Origin of the sequence: Streptomyces sp. NPDC057136 (genome assembly GCF_042670885.1) — a bacterium.
In the GTDB taxonomy this organism is placed as follows: domain Bacteria; phylum Actinomycetota; class Actinomycetes; order Streptomycetales; family Streptomycetaceae; genus Streptomyces.
In genome coordinates this window covers 67,719-93,115 of sequence record NZ_JBHUUV010000031.1, presented here as the reverse complement: position 1 = coordinate 93,115, position 25,397 = coordinate 67,719, and the positions used below count along the sequence as shown (strand labels likewise).

Below are 25,397 nucleotides of genomic sequence, written 5' to 3'. Positions count from 1 at the left end.
GCGGATCAGGGTCGGACAGCCGTGACCCCGACCCTGATCCGCCGCACAGGCCCTAAGCCGCTTGCGGTAGTGGAACCGGTCGTACGGTCCGTCCACGCGCCGCTCCACCAGCTCGTATCCGTACCTCGGGTAGATCTTCCGGTTCTCCCACATCAGGGCGTTCGTGTAGAGCCGGACCTCGGGGAGGCCGAGGGCGCGGGCGTGTTCGTCGGTGAAGGCGAGGAGGCGCCGCCCCACTCCCCGGCCGGCCGCGTCCGGGTGGACTGCGATGCTCTCCAGGAAGAGGTGGTCCTCGTGCGGGACGAGGACCAGCACACCGACGGCGTCCGGGCCCCCGGTGACGTACACCTGTCCCGCGGCGACGTCCGCCGCGTGGTCCGCCTCCATGGGGGCGGGGACGACGCCGATGCGGGCGATGTAGTGGTGGTACGCGGCATCGGTGACGGCCCGTACGGCGGGCACGTCGGCGGCGGTGGCGGCTCGGATCTCGTCGGCCGGGGCAGCTGTCATGGATGAACGGTACGAGGGGTCCGCCCGGCGGAAAACGGGCGGCCCCCTCGTACGGCTGCGGCTACTTCCGCGCCGTCGCCGTGCGGCGCATCACCAGCTTCTTCACCAGGGGCCAGGCCAGGATCAGCACGACCACCACGTACACCGTCACGGAGAACGGCGTGTTGACCAGGCCCGAGGCGCTGCCGTCACTGATCTGCAGTGCGCGGCGCAACTGCTGTTCGGCGGCGGGGCCGAGGATGACGCCGATCACGGCGGGCAGCACCGGGAGCCCGTACCTCCGCATACCGAGCCCGATCAGACCGATGACCAGCAGGATCACCAGGTCGAAGGCTTCACCGCCGACCGCGTACGCACCGACGGCGGCGAAGAACAGGATGCCCGCATAGAGGTAGGGGCGCGGGATGCGCAGCAGTTTCGCCCACACGGGGGCGAGCGGCAGGTTGAGCGCGAGGAGCAGCACCATGCCCACGAAGAGGGAGGCGATGAGGCCCCAGACCAGTTCCGGTTCGCGCTCGAAGAGGAGCGGTCCCGGCTGGATTCCGTACTGCTGGAACGCGGCCAGCATCACCGCGGCGACGGCCGTGGTGGGCAGGCCGAGGGTGAGCATCGAGACGAGGGTTCCGGCCGCTGACGCGGAGGCCGCGGATTCCGGTCCTGCGACGCCCTCGATGGCGCCCTTGCCGAATTCCTCGCGGTGCTTGGAGAGCCGCTTCTCCGTGACGTACGAGAGGAAGGTGGGAATCTCCGCGCCGCCCGCCGGGATGGCGCCGAAGGGGAAGCCGATGACGGGGCCGCGCAGCCAGGACTTCCAGGTGCGCCGGACGTCGTCCTTACCGAGCCAGGGGCGGCCGACGGGGATCGGCTCTCCGGTGGAGCGGCGCAGGTGCGCGGCGACCCAGAGGGCCTCGCCGATGGCGAAGAGTCCGACCGCGACGATCACCACGTCGACGCCGTCGGCCAGTTGGAGCGAGCCGAAGGTGAGCCGCTGCTGGCCGGTCATCTGGTCGAGGCCGACCAGACCGATGGTGAGGCCGATGAGCAGGGAGGCGAGACCGCGGATCCGGGAGGACCCGAGGACGGAGGTGACGGCGATGAAGGCCAGCACCATGATCGCGAAGTAGTCGGGGGCGCCGATACCGACGGCGAGCGAGGCGATCGTCGGGGCGAGGACGACCAGCAGGATCGTGCCGATCATGCCGCCCGCGAAGTGGCCGATCGCGGCGGCGGCGAGAGCCTGTGGGCCGCGCCCCGCCTTCGCCATCGGATGCCCTTCCATCGCGGCGACGACGGCCGCGCTCTCCCCGGGGGTGTTGAGGAGGATGGAGGTGGTGGAGCCGCCGAACATCGCTCCGTAGTAGATCCCGGCGAACATGATGAAGGCGCCGGTCGGTTCGAGTCCGTACGTCACCGGCAGCAGGAGCGCCACGGCCATGGCCGGGCCGATGCCCGGGAGCACACCGATGGCCGTGCCGAGCAGGACGCCGAGGGCGGCCCAGAGCAGGTTGACGGGCGTGAGCGCCGTACCGAAGCCGTCGAGGAGGGAGTTGAGGGAATCCATCGGTCAGAGCACCCCCATCAGCGGGCCGCCCGGCAGGGGGACTCCGAGCAGGTTGTCGAAGACGAAATAGGTGACGAGGGAGAGTCCGGCCGCGATGAGCGGATCGCGGTCGTAGTGGCGGCTGCCCAGCGCGTAGGCGGACCCCCAGAAGAGCAGGGCACCGGAGACCGGGAAGCCGAGCGGTCCGATGAGGACGGCGTTGGCGAGGAAGACTCCGGCGAGCAGGAGCACCGTGCGCCAGTCGGCGGGTTCGGCGAGGTCGATGTCCTCGCCGCCCTCCGCCTCGCCGCGTCCGCCGCGCAGGACGTCGACGGCGAGGAGCACGGCGATGACCAGCAGCCCGCCGCCGACGACGAGGGGAACGGTCCGGGGGCCGACGGGGCCGCGCTGGGTGAGGTCGACGCTCATGGTGAGGGCGTCGGTGAGAACGAGGACGCCGAGGGCCAGGAGCAGGACACAGACGCCGAGTTCGGAATGCTCGCGCAGCCAGCTGCCGCGCTTCGGCGCGGTGGTGGGTTCGGGAGTCGCGGCGGTCACAGTCCCAGCTCCTTCAGGACGGTGGCGACCCGCTGGTCCTGGGCGTCCAGGAAGTCCCCGAAGGCGTCGCCGGTGAGGAAGGCGTCGTCCCAGCCGTTCTTCTTCATCGATTCCTTCCACTGCGGTGAGTCGTGCAGCTTCCGGATCAGGGCGACGAGCTTGTCCCGTTCGGCGCCGGAGAGGCCGGGCGGGGCGACGATGCCGCGCCAGTTGGTGAAGTCGGTGTCCAGGCCCGACTCGCGGAGGGTGGGGGCGTCGAGGCCGGGGACCCGCTTCGGTCCGGTGACGGCGAGCAGCCGCAGCTCTCCCGCCTCGATCTGGTCGAGGTATTCGCCTACGCCGGAGACACCGAAGGCCACCTTGCTGCCGAGGATCGAAGCGAGGAGTTCACCACCGCCGTCGAAGGGGATGTAGTTGACGTCCTTCGGCGCGATTCCGGCGGCCTTCGCCATCAGCATCGGGGCGAGATGGTCGGGTCCGCCGGGCGAGGAGCCGCCGCCGACGGGGAGCTTGGCGGGGTTCTTCTTCCAGGCCTCGACCAGCTGTCCGATGGTCTTGTACGGGGAGTCCTTGGCGACGACGACGATGTCCTGCTCCTCGGTGAGCCGGGCTATCGGGGTCGTGTCGCCGAGTGTCTTCGGCGACTTGTTGGTGTGGACGGCGCCGACCACCCCGAGCCCCATCGACATGGCGAGCTTGCCGTTGCCGTGCTCCCCGACGAGCCGGGTCAGGCCGACGGTGCCGCCGGCACCCGGGAGGTTGAACACCTCCACGTTGTGGGTGAGTCCGGCGTCCTCGGCGTTCTTCGCGGCGGTGCGCGCGGTGATGTCGTAACCACCGCCGGGGGTATTGGGGACCATGAGGCGCAGTCCGGGAATCTGCGTCCCGGTGTCGGAGCCGCTGCCCGTGGAGAGCAGCGGTGGTGCCACGAGCACCAGGAGCGCCGCCCCGGCCAGGGCGAGTGGAGTGCGCAGTCGCACGGGTTCCGCCTTTCTCTGTGAGGTGGCCCACATGTTGCCTGCGCGTTAACGAGCTGTCTCCGTTCCGGAATCAACGGACGTTGTGGTCGTTGTGGTCGCGCCCTACCGTGGCGACGTGACAAAAGTGCTGGTGGTGGACGACGACTTCATGGTCGCGAAGCTGCACTGCCGCTATGTGTCCGTGATGGACGGGTTCACGGTGGTCGGGGCGGCCCACAGCGGGGCCGAGGCGCTGCGTGCGGCGCGGGAGTTGCGTCCCGATCTGGTCCTGCTCGATATCTATCTGCCCGATATGGACGGCATCAGTGTGCTGCGCGAACTGCGTGCGGCGGAGGGGCCTGCCACGGACGGACACAGTGTGGACGCGCTTTTCATCACGGCGGCCCGCGACGCGGGTGTGGTGCGGGCGGCGCTGCGGGCCGGTGCGCTGCACTATCTGATCAAGCCGTTCCATCCGTCCGCGCTCCAGGAGCAGGTGCGGCACGTGGCCTCGTTGCGCAACCGGCTCGACGCTCTCGACGAGGCGCACCAGGAGGCCAGGCAGGAGGACGTGGACCGGATCTTCGGCACCCGTCCGCCGGGCTCGCGCGAACTGCCCAAGGGCCTCGCGGCGCACACCGCCGATCTGGTGGAGCGGGTACTGAGGGAGCACCCGGAGGGGCTGTCCGCGTCCCAGTGCGCGGAGGCGGGTTCCCTGTCGCGGGTCAGCGCCCGCCGCTATCTGGAGTACTTCGCGGAGACGGGGCGGGCCGAGGTGACGCTGCGGTACGGCGGAACGGGGCGTCCGGAGCGGCTTTACCGCGCTGTTCTTAATCGCTTCTGAGTGGCTCCTTAAGCCCGCCATAACGATGGGCTCCAGGCCCTCTCCACAGCCGGATTCGCCTTCGACGGCGGCTAGTTTGCTGATCACCGGGACGGGGTCCGTTCCGTCGGCGCCATCCATACGGGGGGTCGCACCGCCGTACGGGCCCTGCCCCGCACCCCCCGCACCGGACGTCCGCACACAGACGTGCCCCGTCGAAGGAGAACTGCCACCATGGCTGCCATCACGACCGTTCATCGCAAGCTCGCCGGGATCTTCGCCGTGGGTGTCGCGCCTCTCGCGCTGACCGGCCTCTCGGCCGCCCCGGCCGCCGCGCACGGTTCGCTGACGGACCCGGTCAGCCGGGTCTCGGCCTGTTTCGCCGAGGGGCCGGAGAGCCCGAAGTCGGCTGCCTGTCAGGCGGCGGTCGCGGCGGGCGGTACGCAGGCGCTGTACGACTGGAACGGGGTGAACATCGCCAACGCGGCGGGCAAGCACCGTGAACTGATCCCGGACGGCAAGCTGTGCAGCGCGGGCAACGACAAGTTCAAGGGGCTCGATCTGCCGCGCGCCGACTGGCCGGCGACCACGATGAAGGCGGGCAGCCACACCTTCCGCTTCCGGGCCACCGCCCCGCACAAGGGCGCGTTCGCGCTCTATCTCACCAAGGACGGTTACGACCCCGCGAAGCTACTGCGGTGGTCGGACCTGGAGGAGAAGCCGTTCGCCGAGGCCACCGACCCGAAGCTGGAGGACGGCTCGTACACCTTCGGCGGCACCCTGCCGGAGCGTTCGGGACGGCAGCTGATCTACACCGTCTGGCAGCGTTCGGACTCCCCCGAGGCGTTCTACGCCTGCTCGGACGTGGTCTTCGGCGCGGCGGCGGGCGGCAGCGGCTCGGTCGCCGCGGTCCCGGCGCCCTCGGCGTCCGCGCCCTCCGAGGAGGAGATCACCGAGGGCGCGGGCAAGTCGTCCGTCGAACACAGCGGGCACGGCGACAACGACGCCGGTACGGCGGCCGAGGTCACCGAGGCGTCCCCGGCTGCCGGGACGGCGACCCCCGAGGCCACGGCCTCCGAGCCGGCCAACGCGCCGGTGGCCAACGGCTCCGGCGCGGGCGAGGAGCTCGCCGAGACCGGAGGCACTAGCAGCAGCTCGTACCTCGCGATCGGCGGCGCGGCGGCACTCGCGGTCGGCGCGGCAACCCTGTTCACCTCGGTACGTCGCCGGGCAGCATCGGCGGCCCGCCACAGCCGCTGATCGCCGCAGCCGCTGATTCCTGGGTCAGCCGATCACCGAGAAGCAGTTCGTCGGGGTGGCGTGCGCCGGGTCGAGGGCGTTCTCCACCTCGTGGAACGCGATCCGGTCGATGGTCCCGATCGCCACATGCTCGGACAGGTCGACCGCACACAGGTCCTGGAGGAGGACATTGCGTACGTTCGGTCCGTCCAGGTACTGCGTGCGGTACGGGGTCACGACCTCGTCGTACCGGGTCGCGATGACGGTGTAGCGGACCCCCGGCACGGTGTCGCCGCCCGCGTTGAGCTTGGTCATGAACGCGGACCCGGCGACCTGGTCGGCGAGGCCGGGGGTGGCGGCGGTGAGCAGGTCCTCTGCACCGGGGAAGTACGGCAGCAGTTTGGTCAGCCCGAGGAGGGTGGTGCCGTGGTTGTCGGGGGCGATGCCGATGAGGGCGTTCACCTTCGCGGCGCCGCCGAGGAACTTCAGGTAGTGGTTCGGCATCATGCCGCCCTGGGAGTGGCCGACGAGGTCGGCCTTGGGCGCTCCGGTGGCGGCTAACACCTTGTCGACGAACGCGTCGAGCTGTCCGGCCGATTTGCCGATCGGGCCGAGTCCGTTGAAGAACGGCACGCCCGGGAGCTGCCCGTAGTCGAGGGAGAAGACGCAGTACCCCCGGTTGACGAGGTAGGGGGCGAGGACGAGCCAGTTGTCGATCGAGTTCCCGAACGTGCCGTGGACCAGGACGACGGGGCGGGGATGGGCTGCGGAGGGCTTGCAGGTGTAGTCGTTCCAGCCACGGGATGTCGTGGTGGCCTCGGCTGTGGGGGTGGCGGCGGTCGCGGTCGCCGTGGGGGCGGCGAAGGCTGCGACGGCCAGGAGCAGCGCGGTCAGCGTCCGGCGCGCACGGCGGGTGCGCACCGGACGTTTCCAGGGCAGCATCGTGTGTTCTCCTTGCGGCTCAAGGGAGTTGCGATGTCTGTGCGCCCTGCGGCCCGGACCACAAGAGTTATGTACTCATGCCAAATTACGCACGAGTAAGGTAACTAGGGAAGTTACGCGTCAGTAAAAACTGACGCCGCATCACGGTGCTGCATATCAAGCCGTTATGACTGTGCGTCAGGCAGCGAGCACCCGTCTTCACCGCCTGCGGGCCTCTTCCGGCGCACAGACGGTCCGACACGGCCTCGATCCTGGCGACCTCCGCATCCGAACACCACAAGAACCACACCCTGCCCCGAGGCCGCCTGCGCGCCGGACAGGGTGTGGTGGTCGGCCCGAGGACATCGGCACGGCTCAGGGCGTCTTCGTGGCGGACTGCTTCGTGCCTTTGCTGCTGCTGGTACCCGTGCTGCTCCGCCCGGGCTTGGCGGGGGCACCTTTCCGTCTCTTCGGGGCCTCCTCAGTGGCTGTGACCGCCCGCGAAGGCGCTGCCCGGGTCGGTGCGGTCGACCAGGTGAACTCGATCTCCAGCTCGATCTCCCCATCACCGACCTCGACCTCGATCTCGCTGCGAAGTTCGTCGGGGATCCGCAGGCTCAGCGTCCCGGAGCCGAGTTCCAGTTCGGCATCCTCGCCTTCCCTCAGCGCGGCTGCGAGCGCCGTGAGCTGGTCAGCCGCCTCAAGGCGTGACAGCAAGCGCTTCTGCTCGAACTTCAGGTCCTTCATGGGCGTCTCCGATCAGGCAGAAAGATTAGATATCAGCAATTCTGACGTTATGTACGGGATCGGACATCCTCACGGCCGGGGGCGAACAGCCGGAACGACCTCCTACCGGAACAAAACCCTCATAGCATGCTTCCTTGCCTCGGCGTTCTCGTGAAGCAGGGTGGCTCCGACCTCGGTCCGCCAACCGGCTGACCCCGGCGGCGGGTCGCGGATTGCCTTCCTGGGCGGCTGGGACGATGCGGGGATGGCACCCACGGCAGGCACCGCGGATCGTTCGGCAACGGCGCGGCTCGTCCTGCTGACACTCGCGGCCGGTCAGTTCCTGATGGCGCTGGACAGCTCTGTCATGAACGTCTCGATCGCGACAGTGGCCGAGGACGTGGGCACGACCGTGACGGGTGTCCAAGGTGCCATCACGGCCTACACCCTCGTCATGGCGATGTTCATGATCCCCGGCGGCAAGGTAGGGGCACTGATCGGCCGCAGACGCGCGTTCATGATCGGCTGTTGCATCTACGGCTGCGGCTCCCTCACCACGGCGATCGCACCGAACCTGCCCGTGCTGCTGCTCGGCTGGTCGTTCCTCGAGGGAATCGGGGCGGCACTCATCCTGCCCGCGATCGTGGCACTCGTGGCAAGCAACTTCGCCACTGAGCGCCGTCCCGCCGCCTACGGGCTCGTCGCGGCCGCAGGGGCCGTGGCAATCGCGGTCGGACCGATCATCGGGGGTGTCGCGACGACGTATTTCTCCTGGCGGTGGGTTTTCGCCGGTGAAGTCGTGATGGTGCTCGGCATCCTGATGCTGGGCCGCCGCATCACGGACGCGCCGATCCGCGAACGCCCGCGCATCGATCTCGTCGGCGCCGCGCTCTCCGCCCTCGGGCTCGGGATCTTCGTCTACGGAGTACTCCGCTCGGACGAATGGGGCTGGTTCCAGCCGAAGCCCGACGCGCCTTCGTGGCTCGGGGTTTCGCTGGTCGTGTGGCTGATGCTGGCCGGCCTGCTTCTGGTCTGGCTCTTCCTCCGCTGGGAGGCCCGCCTTGTGGAGCGGCACAGGGAGCCACTCATCGATCCGGCCATGCTGCGCAACAAACAGCTGACCGGCGGGCTGACGATGTTCTTCTTCCAGTACCTCGTCCAGATGGGCGTGTTCTTCGTCGTACCGCTCTATCTGTCGGTAGCCCTGGGCCTGTCCGCGCTCACGACCGGCGCCCGCATCCTGCCACTCTCACTGACGTTGCTGGCTGCCGCCATCCTGATCCCACGCTTCTTCCCGGACGTCTCGCCGCGGCGGGTGGTGCAGCTCGGGATCTTCTCGTTGCTCGTGGGCGCGGTGGTCCTGATGGCCGCGCTCGACGCGGACGCCGGTGCGGAAATCGTCACCGTCCCCCTCCTGTTGATCGGGCTCGGCATGGGCGCGCTGGCGTCCCAGCTCGGGTCGGTCACCGTGTCCGCGGTACCGGAAGCACAGAGTGCAGAGGTCGGCGGCGTCCAGAACGCCGTCACCAACCTCGGCGCCTCGATCGGTACGGCACTCGCCGGCTCGATCATGATCGCCGCGCTCACCTCCTCGTTCCTGGGCAGCATCGGGCAGAATCCGGCGATCCCGGCCGAAGTCAGGAGCCAGGCGGCCGTCGAACTCCAAAGCGGCGTACCGTTCTTGTCGGATGCCCAGCTCAAGTCCGCCCTCGAAGAGGCGGGCACGAGCACGGAGGTGAGTGAAGCGGCACTCGACGCGAACGCCGACGCCCGGATCGACGGTCTGCGCGCCGCGCTCGCCATCCTCGCCCTCACCGCTCTCCTCGCGATGTTCTTCACGCAGCGGATCCCGGCAGCCCAGCCCCGCTCGGTGGAGCCCTAGGGTCTCGGACCGCCGACGGCCTACCTGCACAACAGCGTGTTCTCGTTCGGCCAAGGGGGCTACGTCCAATCTCGTCTCCCCGGGTTCGCCGCGCACCTCAGGGTGCCGGACCGGCTGCTCCCGATGAGAGTTCGTAGGCCATACACGCAGGTCAGAGCGATGTTGCCATGCTTACGGGTAACCAACCGATCACGGCAGCCGGGCTTTAAGCACCTCCGGACGACATCCCCGACGTTGTTTCCGCAAGTCGGCGCGGACGAACGCCGACCTGCCTCCCCGCGGTGAACCATGCGCCCTCATGCGCGAGGCCCGGATGGGTTCTAGGGTTGAGGGGAATCCCGACGGTCCGGACATCTGTTCTACCGCCACACTCCCCCACCCGGGCTCGACATCACGCCAGGAGGGCCGCTCCGGGTCGCCGCGCCCTTTGCCGGGCGTCCCGACGGCCGCACGGCCAGGCAGGAGGGCGTTCGATGCCCCGGAACGCGACTACCGCGATGCGCGCGACACCCCACGCCACGCCCGAGGAACGCGCGGCCTTCGGCAAGGAGGCCCGGCGCCGCTCACCGCGGTCGAGTCATGCCGCGTACAAGCCGTCTGCCCACCGGCCGGATCCGCTGGCGATCCTGGAAGCGCAGTCCGCGGCACGGGTGCCCGAACTCGTCCCGATCCGCTACAGCCGGATGACAGAGTCCCCGTTCCGCTTCTACCGGGGCGCCGCCGCCATCATGGCGTCCGACCTGGCCGACACCCCACGCTCGGGACTCACGGCCCAGCTGTGCGGGGACGCACACATGCTCAACTTCCGTCTGCTTGCCTCGCCGGAGCGGCAGTTGATGTTCGACATCAACGACTTCGACGAGACACTGCCGGGCCCCTGGGAGTGGGACGTCAAGCGGCTGTCGGCGAGTCTCGTCATCGCGGGCCGGGCGAACAACTTCGACGACGCCGAGCGCGCCCGCATCGTGAACTCCACGGTCCGTTCGTACCGTGAGGCGATGATCCGCTTCGCCGGCATGAGCAACCTCGACGTCTGGTACGCGAAGATCGACGCGGCCCGTCTCGAGGCCCTGGCCGCAGCCGGCTCCACAAAACGCGGACAGAAGAACCTGGCCCGTGCCATGGCGAAGGCCCGCACCCGCGACAGCCTGGATGCCTTTGACAAGCTCACCGAAACGGTCGACGGCCGGCCCAGGATCGCGGCGGATCCCCCGCTGCTCGTCCCGGCCGGAGACCTGCTGCCGGACGTCGAGCGCAGCGCGCTCGAGCGCCAGTTCCGCGGACTGATCGAGCGGTACGGCCGCACTCTGCCTTCCGACCGGCGCGCGCTCCTGAAGGACTACCGACTGGCGGACGTCGCCCGCAAGGTGGTCGGCGTCGGCAGCGTCGGCACCCGGTGCTGGATCTTCCTGCTTCTCGGACGGGACGACCAGGACCCGCTCTTCCTCCAGGCCAAGGAGGCCGACACCTCCGTACTGGCCCCACACGTCGGCGCGAGCCGGTATCCCAACCAGGGCGAACGGGTGGTCTCGGGCCAGCGGTTGATGCAGGCGACGAGCGACATATTCCTGGGATGGGAGCGGGTGGACGGGATCGACGGCAGGCAGCGCGACTTCTACGTCCGCCAGTTGCGCGACTGGAAGGGCATCGCCATGCCGGAGAGGATGCGGCCGAAGGACATGGAAGCGTTCGGCGAACTGTGCGGGGTCACGCTGGCTCGTGCGCACGCGCGGTCGGGCGACCGGATCGCGATCGCCGCGTATCTGGGCAGCGGCGAGCCGTTCGACCGGGCACTCGCGGCGTTCGCGGAGGCATACGCCGACCAGAACGAGCGTGACCACCAGGCCCTGGTCGACGCGGTGCGCGCAGGCCGACTGCCCGCGGAGGAACTTCCGGCGGTCTGACAAAAGCGGTCAGTCAGCCAGAGTGGCTGGACGTACGGACTCCGGCCCGAAGCGTCGACGGGCACGGTCCGCGGCGGCTTCGACGGCGCGGGCACGGGCATCGCCGGGATCCAGAGAGAGTTGCCAGTAGGCGCTGTCGGCCGGCAGCAGGCCGTCGGCACGGATCGCGAAGGCGCGGACTCGTGCTCGCTGCAACCCCAGAGCGGTCAAGAGACCCAGGGCAGTTGCGACGAGGGCGGGTGAGTGGTTGGTGGGTTCCGGCAGCGCGCGCGTGCGTGTGGTGGAGCTGTGGTCGGCGTAGCGCACTGTGAGGGTGAGCCGTCCCGCGATCTGCCTTTCGCCGCGCAGGCGTTGACCGATCTGGTCGGCAAGCCCCAGGACGGCGCGGTGACGTCGCCCCGGGTCGAGGCAGTCCCGGTCCAGCACCGTGTCTGCGACCAGGTGCTCTGCCGGCTCCGTCCGGGTGACCGGGCGGGGATCGCGGCCACGGGCGCGCTCGGCCAGCAGCCGGGCAGGGCCGGCGCCAAGAAGTCGCTGCAGGGTCGCCGGGGACAGGTCGGTGACCTGGCCGATGGTGTGCAGCCCATATCTGCTGAGGGTTTCCGCTGTGGCGCGGCCGATCCCCGGCAATGCGGTGACCGGCCGGGGGTACAGCCAGGCGGCGGCCTGCCCGGCAGGAACCCAGGTGGTGTCTCCCGGCGCGGACGCGTCAGCCGCCATGGCGGCCAGCATGCGGTTGCCCGCGAGCCCGGCGCTGCTGTCGATGCCGTAGAGGGCCTTCAGCCTGAGCTTCGCCAACTGGACGACGTCATAGGCGGACAGGTCGAAGTATCTGAGCGCCGAAGTCAGGTCGAGCTGGACGGCGTCGGGCGGAACAGCCTGGACATGCGGAGTGATACCAGACACCAGTTCGATTACTTCGTTGTACTGATCCTCACTCGGAGCGGCGTGCAAGTGGAGGTGGGCGATGTGTCGCTGGCGCGTGGTCATCCTGCGCTCCCCGGGCTGGTGTAGCCGAACTTCTTCAGGTCGGCCGAACGACTGCCGGCAGGCTGCAGGTCGGCATACGGGTGCAGGCGGGCGCCGGTGGTGCCGTTGACCAGGGTGCGCTGCGGCTGGGCGGGTGTCGGGTGCGGGTGGTCGGCGCCGAGGAGGGCAAGCGCGGCCTCGGGGCCGTGGTCTCGGCGGGCGGCGGCGATCCGCTCGAGGTCCCAGGCCATGGTGCCGACGACGGTACGGCGGGTGCCGCGCACCTGGACCGTGCCGCGGACCAGCAGCAGGCCGCTGTGGAAGACGGTGTGCGCGCAGGCCGGGTGGGAGTCTTCGAAGAAAGCCAGGTCGACCAGTCCGGAGCCGTCCTCCAGGGTGACGAAGATGATGCGCCTGCCGCTGGCGATCGGCGGGGTCTGGGTGGAGGCCCGCACACCGGCCACGAGGACCTGCTGCCCCGGACGCATGCCTGCCAGATGGGCCGCGTCGGTCGCACCGGTCTCCCGCAGCAACCGGTGATGATGCTCCATCAGGTGCCTGGAGACGTCGATGCCGAGGGTGCTCAGCTCGGCGCTCAGGGCCTCACGTCCGGTCATCTCCGGCAGACCGCTCGGCTCCGCTCCGCCGACAGCGCCCGCGTCGAGGGGCAACTGGCCCTTGCCCGCCGACCGGGTGCGGGACTGCCGGTGAAGCTCAGCGATCTGCAGCAGCAGGTCCCGCCGGCTGAGACGCCCGTCGTGCAGGGAGTTCAGGGCACCGATCTCGGCGAGGCGTTCGGCGACCGGCCTGCTGGGGTGGGCCCGCTGCCAGAAGTCCGACAGCGATCCGTACGGCCGGCCCTCCTCGATCCGTGCGCATTCCTCCTCACTGATGCCGCGCACCCCGGACAGTGCGAGCCGCACGCCCCACTCCTCTTCCTCGGTCATCTCCACGGTGTGCTTCGCCCAGGAGCGGTTGACGTCGACGGGCAGGACCCGGACACCGCGGCGACGGGCATCGGAGACGAGGACGCGCTTGGGCCACATCCCTGGGTCGTGTTCGAGCAGGCCGGCCAGCAGGAACGCCGGATGGTGCGCCTTGAGCCATGCGCTCTGCAGGGCCGGCACGGCGAAGGCGACCGCGTGCGCCCGGCAGAAGCCGTAGGCGCCGAAGGCCTCGACCGTCTTCCAGACCTGGTCGCGTACCGTCTCGCCGTAACCGTGTGCGCGTGCCTGCCGGTGGAACCAGGCCTTGATCCTGGGCAGCCGGTTCTTGTCGCCGAGCGCGCGCCGGGCGATCTCGGCCAGCGCGAGGTCGCAGCCGGTCATCACCGACAGCGTCTCGATGATCTGCTCGTGCCAGATGGTCACGCCGTAGGTGTCGGCGAGCACCGGCTCGAGGTCCGGGTGGGCGTACGAGGGTGTGCCGCCATGGCGTGCGGCGATGTACCGCTCGGGCATGCCGCCGGCGACCGGTCCGGGCCGGAAGAGACTGATGTCGGCGATGACATCCTGCGGGTCGCGGGGCTGCAGCCGAGACAAAAGATCTTGCTGCCCGGGCGACTCCAGCTGGAACAGGCCCAGGGTCTGGCTCTCCTGGATGAGCTTGAACGCGAAGACGTCGTCGAGCGGCACCTGCTGCGGGTCGTCCAGGTCGATGCGGTTGCCGGTGACCCGTTCGATCTCGGTGACTGCATGAGCCATCGAGGACAGCATCCGGACGCCCAGGACGTCCAGTTTGATGTTGCCCAGCGCCTCGATCTCCTCCTTGGCCGCCATTGCCATGGGGTAGTCGCCCTGGGGGGTGGGTTGCACCGGCAGCCGGTCCAGGAGCGTCGCGTCACTGATGACCACTCCACAGGGGTGCATGGCCATGCCATGCACCAGGGAGTCGAGGCCCTCGGCGAGCTCCCACAGCGGCCCGTATCGGTCCGCCTCGGCCGCCAGCTGCCTCAGCTCGGGCAGCTCGGCGAGCGCGCCGGTGATGTCACAGGCCCGCAGATGCGGAAAGCTCTTGGCGATCCGGTCGACCTCTGCCGGCGCGATCCCCAGGGCCAGGCCGGTATCGCGCAGGGCGCGGCGGGCCCGATAGGTCTCGGGCATGGCGGTGACCGCCACCCGTTCCTTGCCGAACCGGTCGAAGACCGCGTCGTAGCACTCCAGCCTCCTGGCGGACTCCACGTCGATGTCGATGTCCGGAAGCGACGCCCGCCGCACGCTCAGGAAGCGTTCGAACAACAGGCGGTGATCAAGGGGGTTGGCGGTGGCGATGCCCAGTACGTGACAGACCAGCGACCCGGCGCCGGAGCCGCGGGCCGAGACCCGAATGCCCTTCTCCCGGATGTCGGCCACGACCTGGCCGACGGCGAGGAAGTACGAGTCGTAGTCCAGCTTGGAGATCACAGCGAGTTCTTCGTCCAGCCGGTCGAGCGCCACTCGGTCCCGGTCGAGGCCTCGTCGGGCCATGCCGGCCTCGCACTGCTGACGCAGCAGTTGTGCGGCTCCTCCCGCTCCGGGCTCGGCTCCGAAGAGCGCCGGTTCCGGGAAGTGCTGCGTGCCCAGCCCGAGGTCCGCTCCGGGGTCGAGGGTGCACGCGGTCGCCGTGGCAGCGGTGTCCGCCATCAAGCGGCGTGCCCGCCGGGCATCCGCCCCGGCGCATTCGGCGACCATCTGCGCGATGACCGTCATTGCCCTTTCGTCCTTGAGCCAGCGCTGCCCGCTGTCCAGGCGGCGCCGGTCGACCGGCCGCAGCAGCCTCGCGGCATCCAGGACATCAGCAAGTCGATGCTGGTCCGGGTCGGCGTAGCGGACGGCGTTGGAGAGCACCGCGGTGGTGCGGGTGCGGTCGGCCAGCGCCAGGGTGCGGGCAGCCAGCCGAAGCGATCCGGGCCCGGTGCCGAAACGTTTATGCACTACGGCTTCCAGCCTGATTCCACTACGGAAGATCTCCCGCCATGGCGCCAGCAGCTTCATCGCGACGTCCTCGCGCCCAGCCGCCAGAGCCCGTACCGGCTCCGAGAGCGGTCCGAGCAGCACGATCAGACCAGGGCCGCCGTACTCGCGCAGCGCCTTCCACGGCACCACCGGTGCCGTACCGGATACGGCACCGGCATGGGCGGCCGACGTGATGCGGCACAGCCGCGCCCATCCCGCTCGGTTCTGTGCGAGCAGCACGAACCGCAGCGGCGGCTCAACGACATACGCGCCACCGCGCGCCGGGGTGCGGTGGCGCTGGGCGGGCGGCGGAGGCGCAAGGGCCTCCACCGCCAGGTCGACACCGAAGATCGGCCGAACCCCGGCTCCCGAGCATGCCTGCGCGAACCGGACAGCCCCGGTGACCGTGTCCCGGTCGGTGAGCGCGAGCGCCGTCATGCCCCGTCCGGCCGCCCGCCGGACGAGACGCTCGGGATGGGCGGCGCCGTAGCGAACGGAGTAACCGGACGCGACGTGCAGATGGGCGAAGCCCGCCATGTCGCACCTCCATCACTCCACCCCTTTTAGGCTATACGCCCGATATATTCATCGTACGTCAGTTCGATTACCCTAACCCCATCAGCCCCGGTCAGCGACCAGATTCGAACGCGTCAACGATTCTTCGACCACGCCTGCTCCAGTCGGATCGTTTCGAACACTCGTACGATAACCCGGGCGGGAGACACCCGCCCGAACCCCGCCTCGGCCATTCGGGCCTGTCCCACCTGCGTAAATACCGGGCCGCCCGGACCGTGGGGGGATGACTTTCGTCGACGAGGTGAAGAACGCCGTCACTCCACGGGCCGCACTGCTCGTCCTCGGTGTACTCGCGCTGCAACTGCTGTTCATCGCGTCCTACGTAGGGGCGCTGCACAAGCCCAAGCCGACGGACGTCCCCTTCGCCGTTGTCGCTCCCCCGCAGATCGCGGAGCAGCTCGTCACCCGGCTCGACGCACTCCCCGGCGGCCCGCTGGACCCGCGCACGGTCGACGACGCGGCCGAGGCCCGCGAACAGATCATGAACCGCGACATCGACGGCGCCCTGATCGTCAATCCCACCGGCACCACCGACACCGTGCTCGTCGCCTCCGGCGGCGGCACCGTCCTGGCCGATTCCCTGACAAGGATCATGGAGAAGGCCGACGCGACCCAGCGCCGCTCGGTCAGGACCGTCGACGTGGCCCCGGCATCCCCTGACGACTTCGACGGGCTCTCGTCCTTCTACCTGGTCGTGGGCTGGTGCGTCGGCGGCTACCTCTGCGCCTCGATCCTGGCGATCAGCGCAGGCACCAAGCCCGCCAACCGGCAGCGCGCGCTGATCAGGACCGCCACCATGGCGCTGTACTCGATCGCGGGCGGAATCGGCGGCGCGGTCATCATCGGACCGGTCCTCGGCGCACTGCCCGGGAGCGTTATAGGGCTGTGGGGCCTGGGAGCACTGATCGTCTTCGCGGTCGGCATGACCACCCTCGCCCTGGAGGCCCTCACCGGCATCATCGGCATCGGCCTGGCCGTCCTGATCATCGTGATCGCGGGCAACCCGAGCGCGGGCGGCGCCTTCCCGCTCCCGATGCTGCCGGACTTCTGGCGAGCGATCGGCCCCGCACTGCCACCGGGGGCGGGCACCTGGGCGGCCCGCTCGATCGCCTACTTCAAGGGCAACGCGATGACCGGCCCCCTGCTGGTGCTCTCCGCCTGGGCAGTAGCGGGCACGGCCCTCACCCTGCTCCTGTCCATGCGGCACAAGCCGGACAACGCCACCGGCACGGCACCCGCGGACACGACGCCCACGGGCACGGCACCCGGCGGCGCGACCCCCGCCTGACCTGGCCGTACGTAGACTTGCGTGCGGGAGGCCCGTCGCGGGGCCGCGGGGAAGACGGGCGAACCGGAATGGGCATCACTACCCACAAGTGGTGGGAGCTGCTACCGGCAGGCATCCGCCGGCAAGCCGACGGATACGTCCTCCAGGACGCACGCTTCCAGGCGATCCGGCTCATCTGGGAAGCCGGCCGCGCCCAAGGCCTTGGCCTCAACGACGCCCAACTCGTCGTCCACGACCGGTACCTCCACTACGGCGACAGAATCGCCCGCACCCCCGACAGCCCGCTCGACCTGGAGTCCCTCGCCGCCCGTGCGGCCGGTGCCCCCGGCCGCGTCGTGGCGATCGAGGCCGTCTGGGACGGGGACACCGTCCACGACTGGTTCGTGGAACTGCTGGCCGTCATCGATGAGCCCGCGGGCGAGCACCCGTTGGCCACCATCTACTGGGACACGGCCGTGCGGTATCTCGGTGACGAGGACCGCAGTTCGCTCCACCCGTCAGCGGTTGCGGCGGACCGGGCCGGGAAAGCTCTGTCGGCCCGCCTCTCGGTCCCGTTCCACTTCGCGAGCCCGCACACGCCGGACGACGGTGCCCCTCGCCTGCGGCCCTGAGCTAGGAGACCCACGGAACTTCAGAACGCGCCGAACGACCAGAAAGCGCCCACCTCGTCGTCATTCACCGCGATCACACCCAGGTCGTAGAACAGGTCGAGTCCGTTGAGGTACGCGTCGGTGAGAAACCCATGGGCGTCGGTGCCCTCCAGGCCCGTCGCGAGGAAGTCCGGAGCGGGTCCGGAGGCGGCAGCCGTCGCATTGGTCCAGTAGCTCGCGGTGGGACCGTACCGGTCGAGCAGGGTCCGGGCGTCCGACAGAACGGCGTCCCGGTCCGGGCGGGAGCGGACAGGGGCGTACTCCGACTGCCATTGCTCGGTCATGACGGCGAGCGCGGCGACCGCCGCCTCCGGCTCCAGCGGGTACAGCCGACCGGGCAACTGCGAGGCGGCCGGCGGGTCGAACGGGTAGGCGGGCACCGTGTCACGGGCGGTGTTGGTGCGGTCCCAGTCCACTCGGACCCAGCCTCGGGGGTCGGGGACCGAGCGGTGGAGTACGGCGAGGACGTCGTGCGCCCAGTCCTCGTGCCGGCGAGGGCCTGTGGCCGCGAAGTTGTAGGAGTTGTCGAGCAGCCGCAGCGCCGCCGCGTTCCAGGGGCAGCGGCGGCTGCGCATGTCCGTCAGCAGGTCGCCGATTCGGCGGGTGAAGACATCCCTCGGCTCGCGGGGGATGGTCCGGAGTTGGTCGAGGGCCCAGCGGACGAGCTCGCCCTCCTCGTCCGCGGCGGGCCGGAGCACCTCCGGAAACGGTGGGTCCGCTCCGTCCCACAGAGCTTCCACATGGGCGTCGAGCAGGTCGAGGGAGAGCGGGCCGGCGGGCAGAGACATGTCGTCACCCCAGAGCGCTTGGTTGGTGTCCGGGAGCCAGATCACTCGCCGGTGTGGACGGCCTGCCGGGACACGGTCACGCCGTCGTCGGCCGGGCTGCCCGGCGCCGGTACCCGGTCCCGCGCCGCGGACAGTTGCGTGACCTCCGCGCGCAGCGCCCGTACCTCCGCCGTGAGCGCGATGATGGCCTCCGTCTGCAGCCGGTCCGCGGCGCTGTCGCTCTCGAAGCGGGAGATGAACCAGGCGGCGATGTTCGCCGTGACCACACCCAGCAGCGCGATACCCGACAGCATCAGGCCGACCGCGAGCATCCGGCCCAGACCGGTGGTCGGGGCGAAGTCGCCGTATCCGACAGTCGTCATCGTGGTGAAGGACCACCACACCGCGTCGCCGAGGGACTTGATAGTGCCTTCCTGCGAGTCCCTCTCGACCTCGAGCACCGCGAGTGAGCCGAACATCAGCAGACCCACACACGACCCCGCGACATACGTGGTCAGCTGCACCTGCGAGGCCATCCGGGCCCGCTGCCCGGCCAGCAGCAGGGTGGACACCAGCCGGAGCAGCCGCAGCGGCTGCACCATCGGCAGCAGTACGGCGATCAGAGCCAGCGGATGACGGCGTACGAATTGCCACCGGTGGGGCGCGAGCACCAGCCGCACGGCGTAGTCGACGGCGAACGCTCCCCACACCACCCACTCCACGCCCCGGCACAGCCGCAGCGTCGCCGCACCGGCGTCGGGTGCTATGACAGGCACGGCGTATGCGACGGCGAACAGGAGGGCCAGTGCCAGGAGCGGCCACTGGGTGCGCCGCTCCCACCGCTGCTCGGTTTCCGTTGCGCCCCCGGATTCCGTCTCCGTCGATTCCGTGCTTCTCATGCAACCATCGTAAAGAGCGGAAGCCGGCCGGAAACATCTGGCAGATCGAGGGGCCTGACGCTATGCTCCCCCACGATGACCACTCATTCTGTAAGCAGATTGGGGGCCCCGTCCGCGCAAGGTGAGTGCTGATGCTCACCAGGAACGCGACTGGGGATTCCCGCCCTTCATTCTGGCCGCGCGTGCGAGAGTTCGCCGTGCCGCCCTCCATGATCGAGACTGCGACCGCCCGTCGTTCTGCCGGGGACTGGGCAGGAGCGTGCGCCGCCGCAGGCGTCGACGTCGATCTCAGCCTACGGGCCGTGGCACGCACCCACGGTCAGGAACTCATGGCCCGACTCCGGGCCGATCTACGGCAGTTGGCTCCCGACCTGCTGCGCTGGCATCTGCCGAGAATCGCCCCGCACGGCATGCTGCGGCCGGGGCTGACCCTCGCACTGGCCCGGTACGACGGCGCCGGGCACGACGGCGCGCACCCGGTGCACCTCGTGGTCCGGACCCCGCCCGCCTGGGCGGATGCCGGTCAGCGGATCAGCCTCGCGCTGTGGGACGGCTCGCGCTCCGAGGCCGGCACCCGCCGCCATCCGCACCCCCATCCGAACCAGCGGTTCCGTCTCGATCTGCACCGCCATCTGTGGGACGCGCGCAGGACCGATGAGCTGCGGGTCAGGTCCGGGGCCGACCGGCCGCCCGAAGACCGCCCTGATCTTGCAGAGCTGGTGCCGCCGGGGCGCCACTGCGCCGTCGACCGGTGGGCCGCCGAGGCGGAGTTGCTGCTCCGTTCCGAGGGGCAGTCCACCGGTACCGTCGCCGTGCGGTTCGGGGGCCGGCATCAGCTGCTCCTCGACCTGGTCGGGGACCCGGACGGTCTCGGGCCGCCCCGCGTGCGGGTCTCGCCGGCCGCGGACGGCGACGTCCCGACGCCGCCGGTCCTGCCCGACGCGGCGACCTGGGTCCTGCCCGACCTGGAACTGCTCCGCAGCGGTGCGATCGGCGCCGGCCGGCTGCACCCGCTGGTCGCCTCGGCACTCGTACCGGGCCATGAGCCGTCCGCTCCGTCACAGGCACCGGACCGGGCAGGGCAGCCGCACCTCGTGGACTGCCGGGGGGATCAGCACCGGATCGGTCTGGTCGACGGGGTCCTGGCCCCGCTGGACCACGATCCGGCCGAGGTCCGCCGGGAAGAACTGCTGGTCGCGCTGACCGGTACGCCGCTTCCCTGCCTCCAGGCCATCGACGAGGCGCACCGTCGTCCGGACTGTCTCGCCGGTGTACGCGACCGTCTGGACCACGGCGACATCGCCGGAGCGCTGGCCGTCGTCGAGGGTCTGCTCGGCCCCGGCGCACTGCTGCGCACCGGCGCTCTGCGGGACGAACTTGAGGCCGCCGCGCGACGGCGGATCACCTACGGGCTGTTCAGGGCGGACCTGATCGGTCCCGGACCCGGGCGCTGCGGCCCGGATCGCAGCCATGTCCCCGACCGCCTCCCGCGCCCGCGCCGGGCCGTTTCGCGCTGACCCGGCTCGACGCCCCTTCCTCTTCCTGACGACCCAAGGTGATCACCCATGCCCACATGCACTCCGTTCGCCCTGTCCGAAGCCCCCGCTGTACCGGCTCAGGCCTCCCAACTCGACATCGCGGGCGAGCTGACAGCTCTGCTGCGCGACACGACCACCGAACTCCGCCCCGATAACCAGTTGGAGGCCCTGACCCTGGCGGTGGCCGCCGACCTGCCCGTCCTCCTGTGGGGTGAGCCGGGTATCGGCAAGACCGCGGCCCTGACCCAACTCGCCGTGTCCCTGGACCTTCCGCTGACCACGGTCATCGCCAGCGTGCATGAGCCGTCCGACTTCTCGGGGCTGCCCATCGTCGGCGACGATCCCGCGGAACAGGGTGTCCCGATGGCCCCGCCGGACTGGGCGGTGCGGCTGGTACGGGCCGGGCGGGGCCTGCTGTTCCTCGACGAACTGTCCACCGCGCCCCCGGCCGTTCAGGCCGCGCTGCTCCGCCTCGTACTGGAGCGGCGGATCGGCGCCCTCCAACTGCCGCCCGGGGTACGGATCGTGGCCGCCGCCAATCCGCGGTCCTCGGCGGCCGACGGCTGGGAGCTGAGCCCTCCGCTGGCCAACCGGTTCGTCCATCTCCAGTGGATCCATGACCACGAGGTCGTGGTACGCGGCCTCGGTGGGACCTGGCCCCGGGCGACGCTGCCGCGGCTCGACCCCGGAAAGCTGCCGCAGGCCGTGGACTTCGCCCGCCGCGCCGTGTGCGGGCTCCTCACCGGCCGCCCCAAGCTCGTCCACCAGCTGCCCGGCAGCGAAGCCCGTCGCGGCGGCCCCTGGCCCTCGCCCCGGAGCTGGGACATGACGCTGAACCTGATCGCCTTCGCGACCGCGGCCGGCTCCTCCCGGGACGTACTCTCCCTGCTGGTCAGGGGCACCGTGGGCGACGGTCCGGGCCTTGAGCTGCTGGCGAGCCTGGACCGGATGGACCTCCCGGACCCCGAGACGCTGCTCGCCGACCCGGCGGGGGCCGAGCTGCCCGAGCGGGGAGATCTGCGGCAGGCCGTACTCGACGGTGTGGTGGCGGCGGTCCGCAATCGCCCGGAGAAGTCCCGCTGGGACGCGGCCTGGGAGCTCCTGGTCCGGGCGCTGGAGACCGGCGCACCGGACCTGGTGGTCGTCCCCGCGACCACACTCGCCGCGCTGCGCCAGGAGGACTGGGATGTTCCGGCATCGATCGAACAGCTCGCCGGAGCGGTGTCCCTGTCCCGGCGGGCGGACCGGGCGGCGGACCGTGCCACGGCCCGGATCGCGGTCGCCGCGAAGGCGGGCCGATGACCCCCGACGTACCGGGGGCACTGGACCTCGACAAGCTCTTCGCCGCCCGGCTGCACGCCGCCCGGGCCCGTCCCTACCTGGCCACGGCGTTGTTCGCCCTGCACACCGTGGAGTCGCGACGGGTGCCTACGATGGCCGTCGACCGGCACTGGCGGTGCTACGTCTCGCCCGCGTTCGTGGACGGGACCCCGGTGGAGGAACTGGCCGGCGTGTGGGTGCACGAGGTGTCGCACCTGCTGCGCGACCACCACGGGCGCGGTGACCGGGCGGCGCGGGTGCTCGGACTGAACGGTCCCGGGGACCGGCTGCGGATGAACATCGCCGCCGACTGCGAGATCAACGACGACGTGTTCGGTGACGGGCTGGTCCGGCCGGAAGGCGCGGTCGAACCGGCCGCGCTGGGCCTCAACGACGGCGAACTCATGGAGGACTACCTCCGGCAGTTCCGGCTCGGGCCGTATACGCAGCAGTTCACCTGGCTCGACTGCGGCAGTGGCGCCGACGGGCTGGAGAGGGAATGGGACCTGGGACCGGACGGCGCGCACGGCCTCAGCGCGCAGGAACAGGACGCGGTCCGGTTCCGGGTGGCGCAGGGCATCACCGGCCGCCCGGGGAACTCCTCGCAGAGCTGGAAGCGGTGGGCGGAGGAGGCGTTCCATCCGCCGCAGCCGTGGCGGGAGTTGCTGGGGGCGGCCGTCCGCTCGGCCGCATCCGGCGCCGGTGCGGGCGAGGACTACACCTACGGGCGCCCGTCGCGGCGCTCGGCCGGGCTGCCGGGCGTCGTTCTTCCGAGCCTGCGGCGCAGACCGCCCAGGGTCTCGGTGGTCATCGACACGTCCGGCTCGGTCAGTGACGCCGAACTGGGCAGCGCGCTCCTGGAGGTTGCCGCGATCTCCAGTGCCGTGGGCGGCCGTCGCGACCTGATCAGCGTGCTGCCGTGCGACGCGGCGGCCCGGATCGTGCACCCGCTGTGCCGCGGCGAGGGCATCCCGCTCGTGGGCGGCGGGGGTACGGATCTGCGTACGGGCTTCGCCAGGGCGCTGCGGACGAACCCCCGGCCGGATGTCATCGTGGTCCTGACCGACGGGCAGACGCGCTGGCCGAGCGCGCAACCGGCGTGCCGGACGGTGGTGGGGCTGTTCCCCCGGCACCACTCCGGCAGATCGTGGGACGAGAACGACCCGAACTACGTACCGGACTCGCCGCCCGAGTGGGCGCGCACGGTCACCATCGGGTGATCCTCCCACCGGCCGTCGTGACGGGCGGCGGCCCTCCCGTGGCCGCTGCCCGACCTGCAGCCCAATTCTTGGCGTCCAGCCGACACAACAGCTGGGCATGACAGGTACATGGCGTCATTCTGGAGCGGTCCCGTGAGACCCACGAGAAACACGACCATCCCAACTCCCCGTCATTCACCGGAGGTTGCTCATGCGTCGCAGATTCGCCGTCCCGCTCGCCGCGGTCGCCCTGTCGCTCCCGCTCGCCCTGCTCCCTGCCGCGTCCGCTTCGGCCGCCCCTGCGGACAAGCCCCAGGTCCTCAGCTCCTGGACCCAGACAAGCCTCTCCAGCTACAACGCCTGGAACACCGCCCGCAACAACCAGGGCGCCTGGGCCGCGTACGGCTTCGACTGGTCGACGGACTACTGCAGCAGCTCGCCCGACAACCCGTTCGGCTTCCCCTTCCAGAAGGCCTGCGCACGCCACGACTTCGGCTACCGCAACTACAAGGCCGCCGGCACCTTCTCCGCCAACAAGTCGCGCATCGACTCCGCGTTCTACGCAGACCTCAAGCGCGTATGCGCCGCCTACTCCGGAGCGACGCTCACCGCGTGCAACAGCACGGCATGGACGTACTACCACGCCGTGGACATCTTCGGCGTGGCACCGGCGAAGGCGAGCTCCGACGGACCGGCCCGGGCCGCCTGACCATCCGGCTCCGGCTCCGGCTCCGACCGCAGGCAAAGGGCCCGCCCGCCTCACACGGAGTGAGGCGAGCGGGCCCCTCGTATCGTCGGCCGGGTCAGCCGATCTCGGCCCCGTACGCCGCCAGCGCCTCCGGCACCGGCTGGAAGAACGTCTCGCCGCCCGAGGAGCAGTCGCCGCTGCCGCCCGAGGTCAGGCCGATCGCGGTGTCGCCCGAGAAGAGCGAGCCGCCGCTGTCGCCCGGCTCGGCACAGACCGTCGTCTGGATGAGCCCGTTGACGATGTCGCCGTTGCCGTAGTTGACCGTGGCGTCCAGCGCGGTGACCTCACCGTCGTGCACCTGGGTGGTGGAGCCGCTCCGGGTCACCGCCATGCCGACCGTCGCCTCGCCCGCCTTGGTGATCGGCTGCGTGGAACCGTTGTAGAGGTCGACCTCGCTGGGGTGCGCCACGTCGGAGGTGTACTTGACCAGACCGTAGTCGTTGTCCGGGAAGCTGGAGCCCTCGTTCGCGCCGATCTCCGCACCGCCCTGCGCGTCCGACCAGCTGGTGATCGACTCGGTGCAGTGTCCCGCGGTGAGGAAGTACGGCTCGCCGCCCTTGACCACGTTGAAGCCGAGCGAGCAGCGCCCGCCCCCGCCCCAGATCGCGTCGCCGCCCGCGATCAGCGCCTTGAACTCCCCTGCGGAGCGGTTGAGTTCGGCCTTGCCGCCGAGCTTTTCGACCACAGCCGTGAGCTTGTCCCAGGCCGCGCCCTTCACCGTACGGTCGGCGGTGACGACCACCTTGTTGCTCACCGGGTCGACCGCCCAGGAGGTGCCGGGGATGGTGGCCCGGTCGGTGAGGGTCTGCCGGGCCGACGACAGCTCCGCGTCCGAGTTCTGTACGACTCTGGCCTTGCCGCCCGCCGTCCGCACCTGCTCCGCGGCGGTCTGGTCGAGGACGTTCACGACCAGGCTCTTCGTGTCGGCGTCGTAGTACGCGCCGGCCGTGCCGCCGACCAGGGTCTTGTCCAGCGTGGTGGCGAGGGTCCCTGCCGCGCCGGCCGTCAGCGTGCGTACGGTCGGCAGGGGCGTGTCCTCACTGGCGTTCGCGGTCTGGAGGGTGACTCCGGCCGCGACCAGGGCGACGACGGCCGCTCCGGCCGTCAGCGCGCGCTTCCTGGATATGCGTCGATGCTTCAACTTACGACCTCCTGTGGGGCCGCGCAGGGACAAGTGGGGTGTCCGTACGCGGAGGATGGGGCGCTCACTATTCCCATGCGGTGAAACGCGCACAAGGTCGCACTCAGGACGCACACACGACAACAACGCTTCGGTTTCGTTACGTTCACTTCCGGTGGCGGACGGCCATGTCACCCGTCGAGGCCGGCCGGGACGGCGTCCGGGAGCGGTCCGGACGGGGCTTGCGCCATTGCCGTGTCCGGCGCGCGACTTTAGTCTCTTGTCCCCGGCAAGCAGATGAGGGCGTTCACTCGTTTCACGCCCCGCA

The 25,397-nt window shown here is 70.3% G+C and carries 21 protein-coding genes; 10 read left to right on the top strand and 11 right to left on the bottom strand.

Annotated features, from left to right (window positions below):
* The 4 genes from ACFT7S_RS29485 to ACFT7S_RS29470 all read right to left on the bottom strand — a co-directional run.
* A partial coding sequence (locus tag ACFT7S_RS29485) for a GNAT family N-acetyltransferase (protein ID WP_382737054.1) occupies positions 1–510 on the bottom strand: 510 nt, incomplete at its 3' end.
* Positions 511–571: 61 nt separating this feature from the next.
* A complete protein-coding gene (locus ACFT7S_RS29480; RefSeq protein ID WP_382737052.1) occupies positions 572–2,071 on the bottom strand; it encodes a tripartite tricarboxylate transporter permease in 1,500 nt (499 codons plus the stop codon).
* Positions 2,072–2,074: 3 nt separating this feature from the next.
* Complete coding sequence (locus tag ACFT7S_RS29475; protein ID WP_382737050.1) at positions 2,075–2,608, bottom strand: tripartite tricarboxylate transporter TctB family protein; 534 nt, start codon at positions 2,606–2,608, stop codon at positions 2,075–2,077.
* Positions 2,605–3,588: a Bug family tripartite tricarboxylate transporter substrate binding protein gene (locus ACFT7S_RS29470; RefSeq protein ID WP_382737048.1), complete on the bottom strand. Its 984-nt coding sequence runs from the start codon at positions 3,586–3,588 to the stop codon at positions 2,605–2,607. Before ACFT7S_RS29470 ends, ACFT7S_RS29475 begins: the two co-directional genes overlap by 4 nt.
* A 115-nt stretch (positions 3,589–3,703) precedes the next feature.
* Between ACFT7S_RS29470 and ACFT7S_RS29465 the strand changes: the two genes are divergently transcribed.
* Both ACFT7S_RS29465 and ACFT7S_RS29460 read left to right on the top strand, forming a co-directional pair.
* Entirely contained in the window at positions 3,704–4,411 is a 708-nt protein-coding gene (locus tag ACFT7S_RS29465) for a response regulator (protein WP_382737046.1), read from the top strand.
* 213 nt (positions 4,412–4,624) lie between these two features.
* Complete coding sequence (locus ACFT7S_RS29460; protein WP_382737044.1) at positions 4,625–5,650, top strand: lytic polysaccharide monooxygenase; 1,026 nt, start codon at positions 4,625–4,627, stop codon at positions 5,648–5,650.
* Between the two features lie 24 nt (positions 5,651–5,674).
* Here ACFT7S_RS29460 and ACFT7S_RS29455 read toward each other — a convergent pair whose 3' ends face one another.
* Together ACFT7S_RS29455 and ACFT7S_RS29450 are read right to left on the bottom strand one after the other, a co-directional pair.
* Positions 5,675–6,571 carry an esterase/lipase family protein gene (locus tag ACFT7S_RS29455; RefSeq protein ID WP_382737042.1) on the bottom strand — a complete coding sequence of 299 codons (897 nt, stop codon included), beginning with the start codon at positions 6,569–6,571 and terminating at the stop codon, positions 5,675–5,677.
* 354 nt (positions 6,572–6,925) lie between these two features.
* Complete coding sequence (locus ACFT7S_RS29450; protein ID WP_382737040.1) at positions 6,926–7,297, bottom strand: amphi-Trp domain-containing protein; 372 nt, start codon at positions 7,295–7,297, stop codon at positions 6,926–6,928.
* A gap of 244 nt (positions 7,298–7,541) precedes the next feature.
* Here ACFT7S_RS29450 and ACFT7S_RS29445 point away from each other — a divergent pair, with 244 nt between their 5' ends.
* Positions 7,542–9,158 (top strand): MFS transporter, encoded by a 1,617-nt coding sequence (locus tag ACFT7S_RS29445; protein WP_382737038.1) that lies wholly within the window; start codon positions 7,542–7,544, stop codon positions 9,156–9,158.
* Between the two features lie 473 nt (positions 9,159–9,631).
* Complete coding sequence (locus ACFT7S_RS29440) at positions 9,632–11,062, top strand: DUF2252 domain-containing protein (protein WP_382737036.1); 1,431 nt, start codon at positions 9,632–9,634, stop codon at positions 11,060–11,062.
* Between the two features lie 9 nt (positions 11,063–11,071).
* On the opposite strand, the gene ACFT7S_RS29435 is transcribed toward ACFT7S_RS29440, so the two are convergent.
* Together ACFT7S_RS29435 and ACFT7S_RS29430 are read right to left on the bottom strand one after the other, a co-directional pair.
* On the bottom strand, positions 11,072–12,052 hold the full coding sequence (locus ACFT7S_RS29435; RefSeq protein ID WP_382737034.1) for an ImpB/MucB/SamB family protein: 981 nt from the start codon (positions 12,050–12,052) through the stop codon (positions 11,072–11,074).
* The gene (locus tag ACFT7S_RS29430) at positions 12,049–15,501 is read right to left on the bottom strand and encodes a DNA polymerase III subunit alpha (protein WP_382737032.1); all 3,453 of its coding nucleotides are present in this window, start codon (positions 15,499–15,501) and stop codon (positions 12,049–12,051) included. Before ACFT7S_RS29430 ends, ACFT7S_RS29435 begins: the two co-directional genes overlap by 4 nt.
* Before the next feature lie 262 nt (positions 15,502–15,763).
* Between ACFT7S_RS29430 and ACFT7S_RS29425 the strand changes: the two genes are divergently transcribed.
* Both ACFT7S_RS29425 and ACFT7S_RS29420 read left to right on the top strand, forming a co-directional pair.
* The gene (locus ACFT7S_RS29425) at positions 15,764–16,828 is read left to right on the top strand and encodes a DUF3533 domain-containing protein (RefSeq protein ID WP_382737030.1); all 1,065 of its coding nucleotides are present in this window, start codon (positions 15,764–15,766) and stop codon (positions 16,826–16,828) included.
* A 68-nt stretch (positions 16,829–16,896) separates the two neighbouring features.
* The gene (locus ACFT7S_RS29420) at positions 16,897–17,439 is read left to right on the top strand and encodes a hypothetical protein (protein ID WP_382737028.1); all 543 of its coding nucleotides are present in this window, start codon (positions 16,897–16,899) and stop codon (positions 17,437–17,439) included.
* Between the two features lie 20 nt (positions 17,440–17,459).
* Here the strand turns inward: ACFT7S_RS29420 and ACFT7S_RS29415 are convergent, their stop codons facing one another.
* Both ACFT7S_RS29415 and ACFT7S_RS29410 read right to left on the bottom strand, forming a co-directional pair.
* The gene (locus ACFT7S_RS29415) at positions 17,460–18,266 is read right to left on the bottom strand and encodes a hypothetical protein (protein ID WP_382737027.1); all 807 of its coding nucleotides are present in this window, start codon (positions 18,264–18,266) and stop codon (positions 17,460–17,462) included.
* 41 nt (positions 18,267–18,307) lie between these two features.
* Positions 18,308–19,144 (bottom strand): potassium channel family protein, encoded by an 837-nt coding sequence (locus tag ACFT7S_RS29410; RefSeq protein WP_382737025.1) that lies wholly within the window; start codon positions 19,142–19,144, stop codon positions 18,308–18,310.
* A gap of 131 nt (positions 19,145–19,275) precedes the next feature.
* Between ACFT7S_RS29410 and ACFT7S_RS29405 the strand changes: the two genes are divergently transcribed.
* From ACFT7S_RS29405 to ACFT7S_RS29390, 4 genes are all read left to right on the top strand, one after another.
* The gene (locus ACFT7S_RS29405) at positions 19,276–20,661 is read left to right on the top strand and encodes a hypothetical protein (protein WP_382737023.1); all 1,386 of its coding nucleotides are present in this window, start codon (positions 19,276–19,278) and stop codon (positions 20,659–20,661) included.
* A gap of 48 nt (positions 20,662–20,709) precedes the next feature.
* On the top strand, positions 20,710–21,984 hold the full coding sequence (locus tag ACFT7S_RS29400) for an AAA family ATPase (protein WP_382737021.1): 1,275 nt from the start codon (positions 20,710–20,712) through the stop codon (positions 21,982–21,984).
* The gene (locus ACFT7S_RS29395) at positions 21,981–23,222 is read left to right on the top strand and encodes a VWA-like domain-containing protein (protein WP_382737019.1); all 1,242 of its coding nucleotides are present in this window, start codon (positions 21,981–21,983) and stop codon (positions 23,220–23,222) included. The genes ACFT7S_RS29400 and ACFT7S_RS29395 overlap by 4 nt, the downstream gene beginning before the upstream one ends.
* A 190-nt stretch (positions 23,223–23,412) precedes the next feature.
* Positions 23,413–23,910 carry a phospholipase gene (locus ACFT7S_RS29390; protein ID WP_382737017.1) on the top strand — a complete coding sequence of 166 codons (498 nt, stop codon included), beginning with the start codon at positions 23,413–23,415 and terminating at the stop codon, positions 23,908–23,910.
* A gap of 94 nt (positions 23,911–24,004) precedes the next feature.
* Here the strand turns inward: ACFT7S_RS29390 and ACFT7S_RS29385 are convergent, their stop codons facing one another.
* A complete protein-coding gene (locus ACFT7S_RS29385) occupies positions 24,005–25,090 on the bottom strand; it encodes a S1 family peptidase (RefSeq protein ID WP_382737015.1) in 1,086 nt (361 codons plus the stop codon).
* Positions 25,091–25,397: the final 307 nt, after the last annotated feature.

What these genes read in the sequence shown, in the direction of transcription:
- ACFT7S_RS29395 (WP_382737019.1), top strand. Translation starts at nt 21,981, where the DNA reads ATGACCCCCGACGTACCGGGGGCACTGGACCTCGACAAGCTCTTCGCC.
- ACFT7S_RS29420 (WP_382737028.1), top strand. Translation starts at nt 16,897, where the DNA reads ATGGGCATCACTACCCACAAGTGGTGGGAGCTGCTACCGGCAGGCATC.
- ACFT7S_RS29440 (WP_382737036.1), top strand. Translation starts at nt 9,632, where the DNA reads ATGCCCCGGAACGCGACTACCGCGATGCGCGCGACACCCCACGCCACG.
- ACFT7S_RS29425 (WP_382737030.1), top strand. Translation starts at nt 15,764, where the DNA reads ATGACTTTCGTCGACGAGGTGAAGAACGCCGTCACTCCACGGGCCGCA.
- ACFT7S_RS29445 (WP_382737038.1), top strand. Translation starts at nt 7,542, where the DNA reads ATGGCACCCACGGCAGGCACCGCGGATCGTTCGGCAACGGCGCGGCTC.
- ACFT7S_RS29450 (WP_382737040.1), bottom strand. Translation starts at nt 7,297, where the DNA reads ATGAAGGACCTGAAGTTCGAGCAGAAGCGCTTGCTGTCACGCCTTGAG.
- ACFT7S_RS29480 (WP_382737052.1), bottom strand. Translation starts at nt 2,071, where the DNA reads ATGGATTCCCTCAACTCCCTCCTCGACGGCTTCGGTACGGCGCTCACG.
- ACFT7S_RS29415 (WP_382737027.1), bottom strand. Translation starts at nt 18,266, where the DNA reads ATGTCTCTGCCCGCCGGCCCGCTCTCCCTCGACCTGCTCGACGCCCAT.
- ACFT7S_RS29390 (WP_382737017.1), top strand. Translation starts at nt 23,413, where the DNA reads ATGCGTCGCAGATTCGCCGTCCCGCTCGCCGCGGTCGCCCTGTCGCTC.
- ACFT7S_RS29405 (WP_382737023.1), top strand. Translation starts at nt 19,276, where the DNA reads ATGCTCACCAGGAACGCGACTGGGGATTCCCGCCCTTCATTCTGGCCG.
- ACFT7S_RS29410 (WP_382737025.1), bottom strand. Translation starts at nt 19,144, where the DNA reads ATGAGAAGCACGGAATCGACGGAGACGGAATCCGGGGGCGCAACGGAA.
- ACFT7S_RS29400 (WP_382737021.1), top strand. Translation starts at nt 20,710, where the DNA reads ATGCCCACATGCACTCCGTTCGCCCTGTCCGAAGCCCCCGCTGTACCG.
- ACFT7S_RS29455 (WP_382737042.1), bottom strand. Translation starts at nt 6,571, where the DNA reads ATGCTGCCCTGGAAACGTCCGGTGCGCACCCGCCGTGCGCGCCGGACG.
- ACFT7S_RS29430 (WP_382737032.1), bottom strand. Translation starts at nt 15,501, where the DNA reads ATGGCGGGCTTCGCCCATCTGCACGTCGCGTCCGGTTACTCCGTTCGC.
- ACFT7S_RS29435 (WP_382737034.1), bottom strand. Translation starts at nt 12,052, where the DNA reads ATGACCACGCGCCAGCGACACATCGCCCACCTCCACTTGCACGCCGCT.
- ACFT7S_RS29460 (WP_382737044.1), top strand. Translation starts at nt 4,625, where the DNA reads ATGGCTGCCATCACGACCGTTCATCGCAAGCTCGCCGGGATCTTCGCC.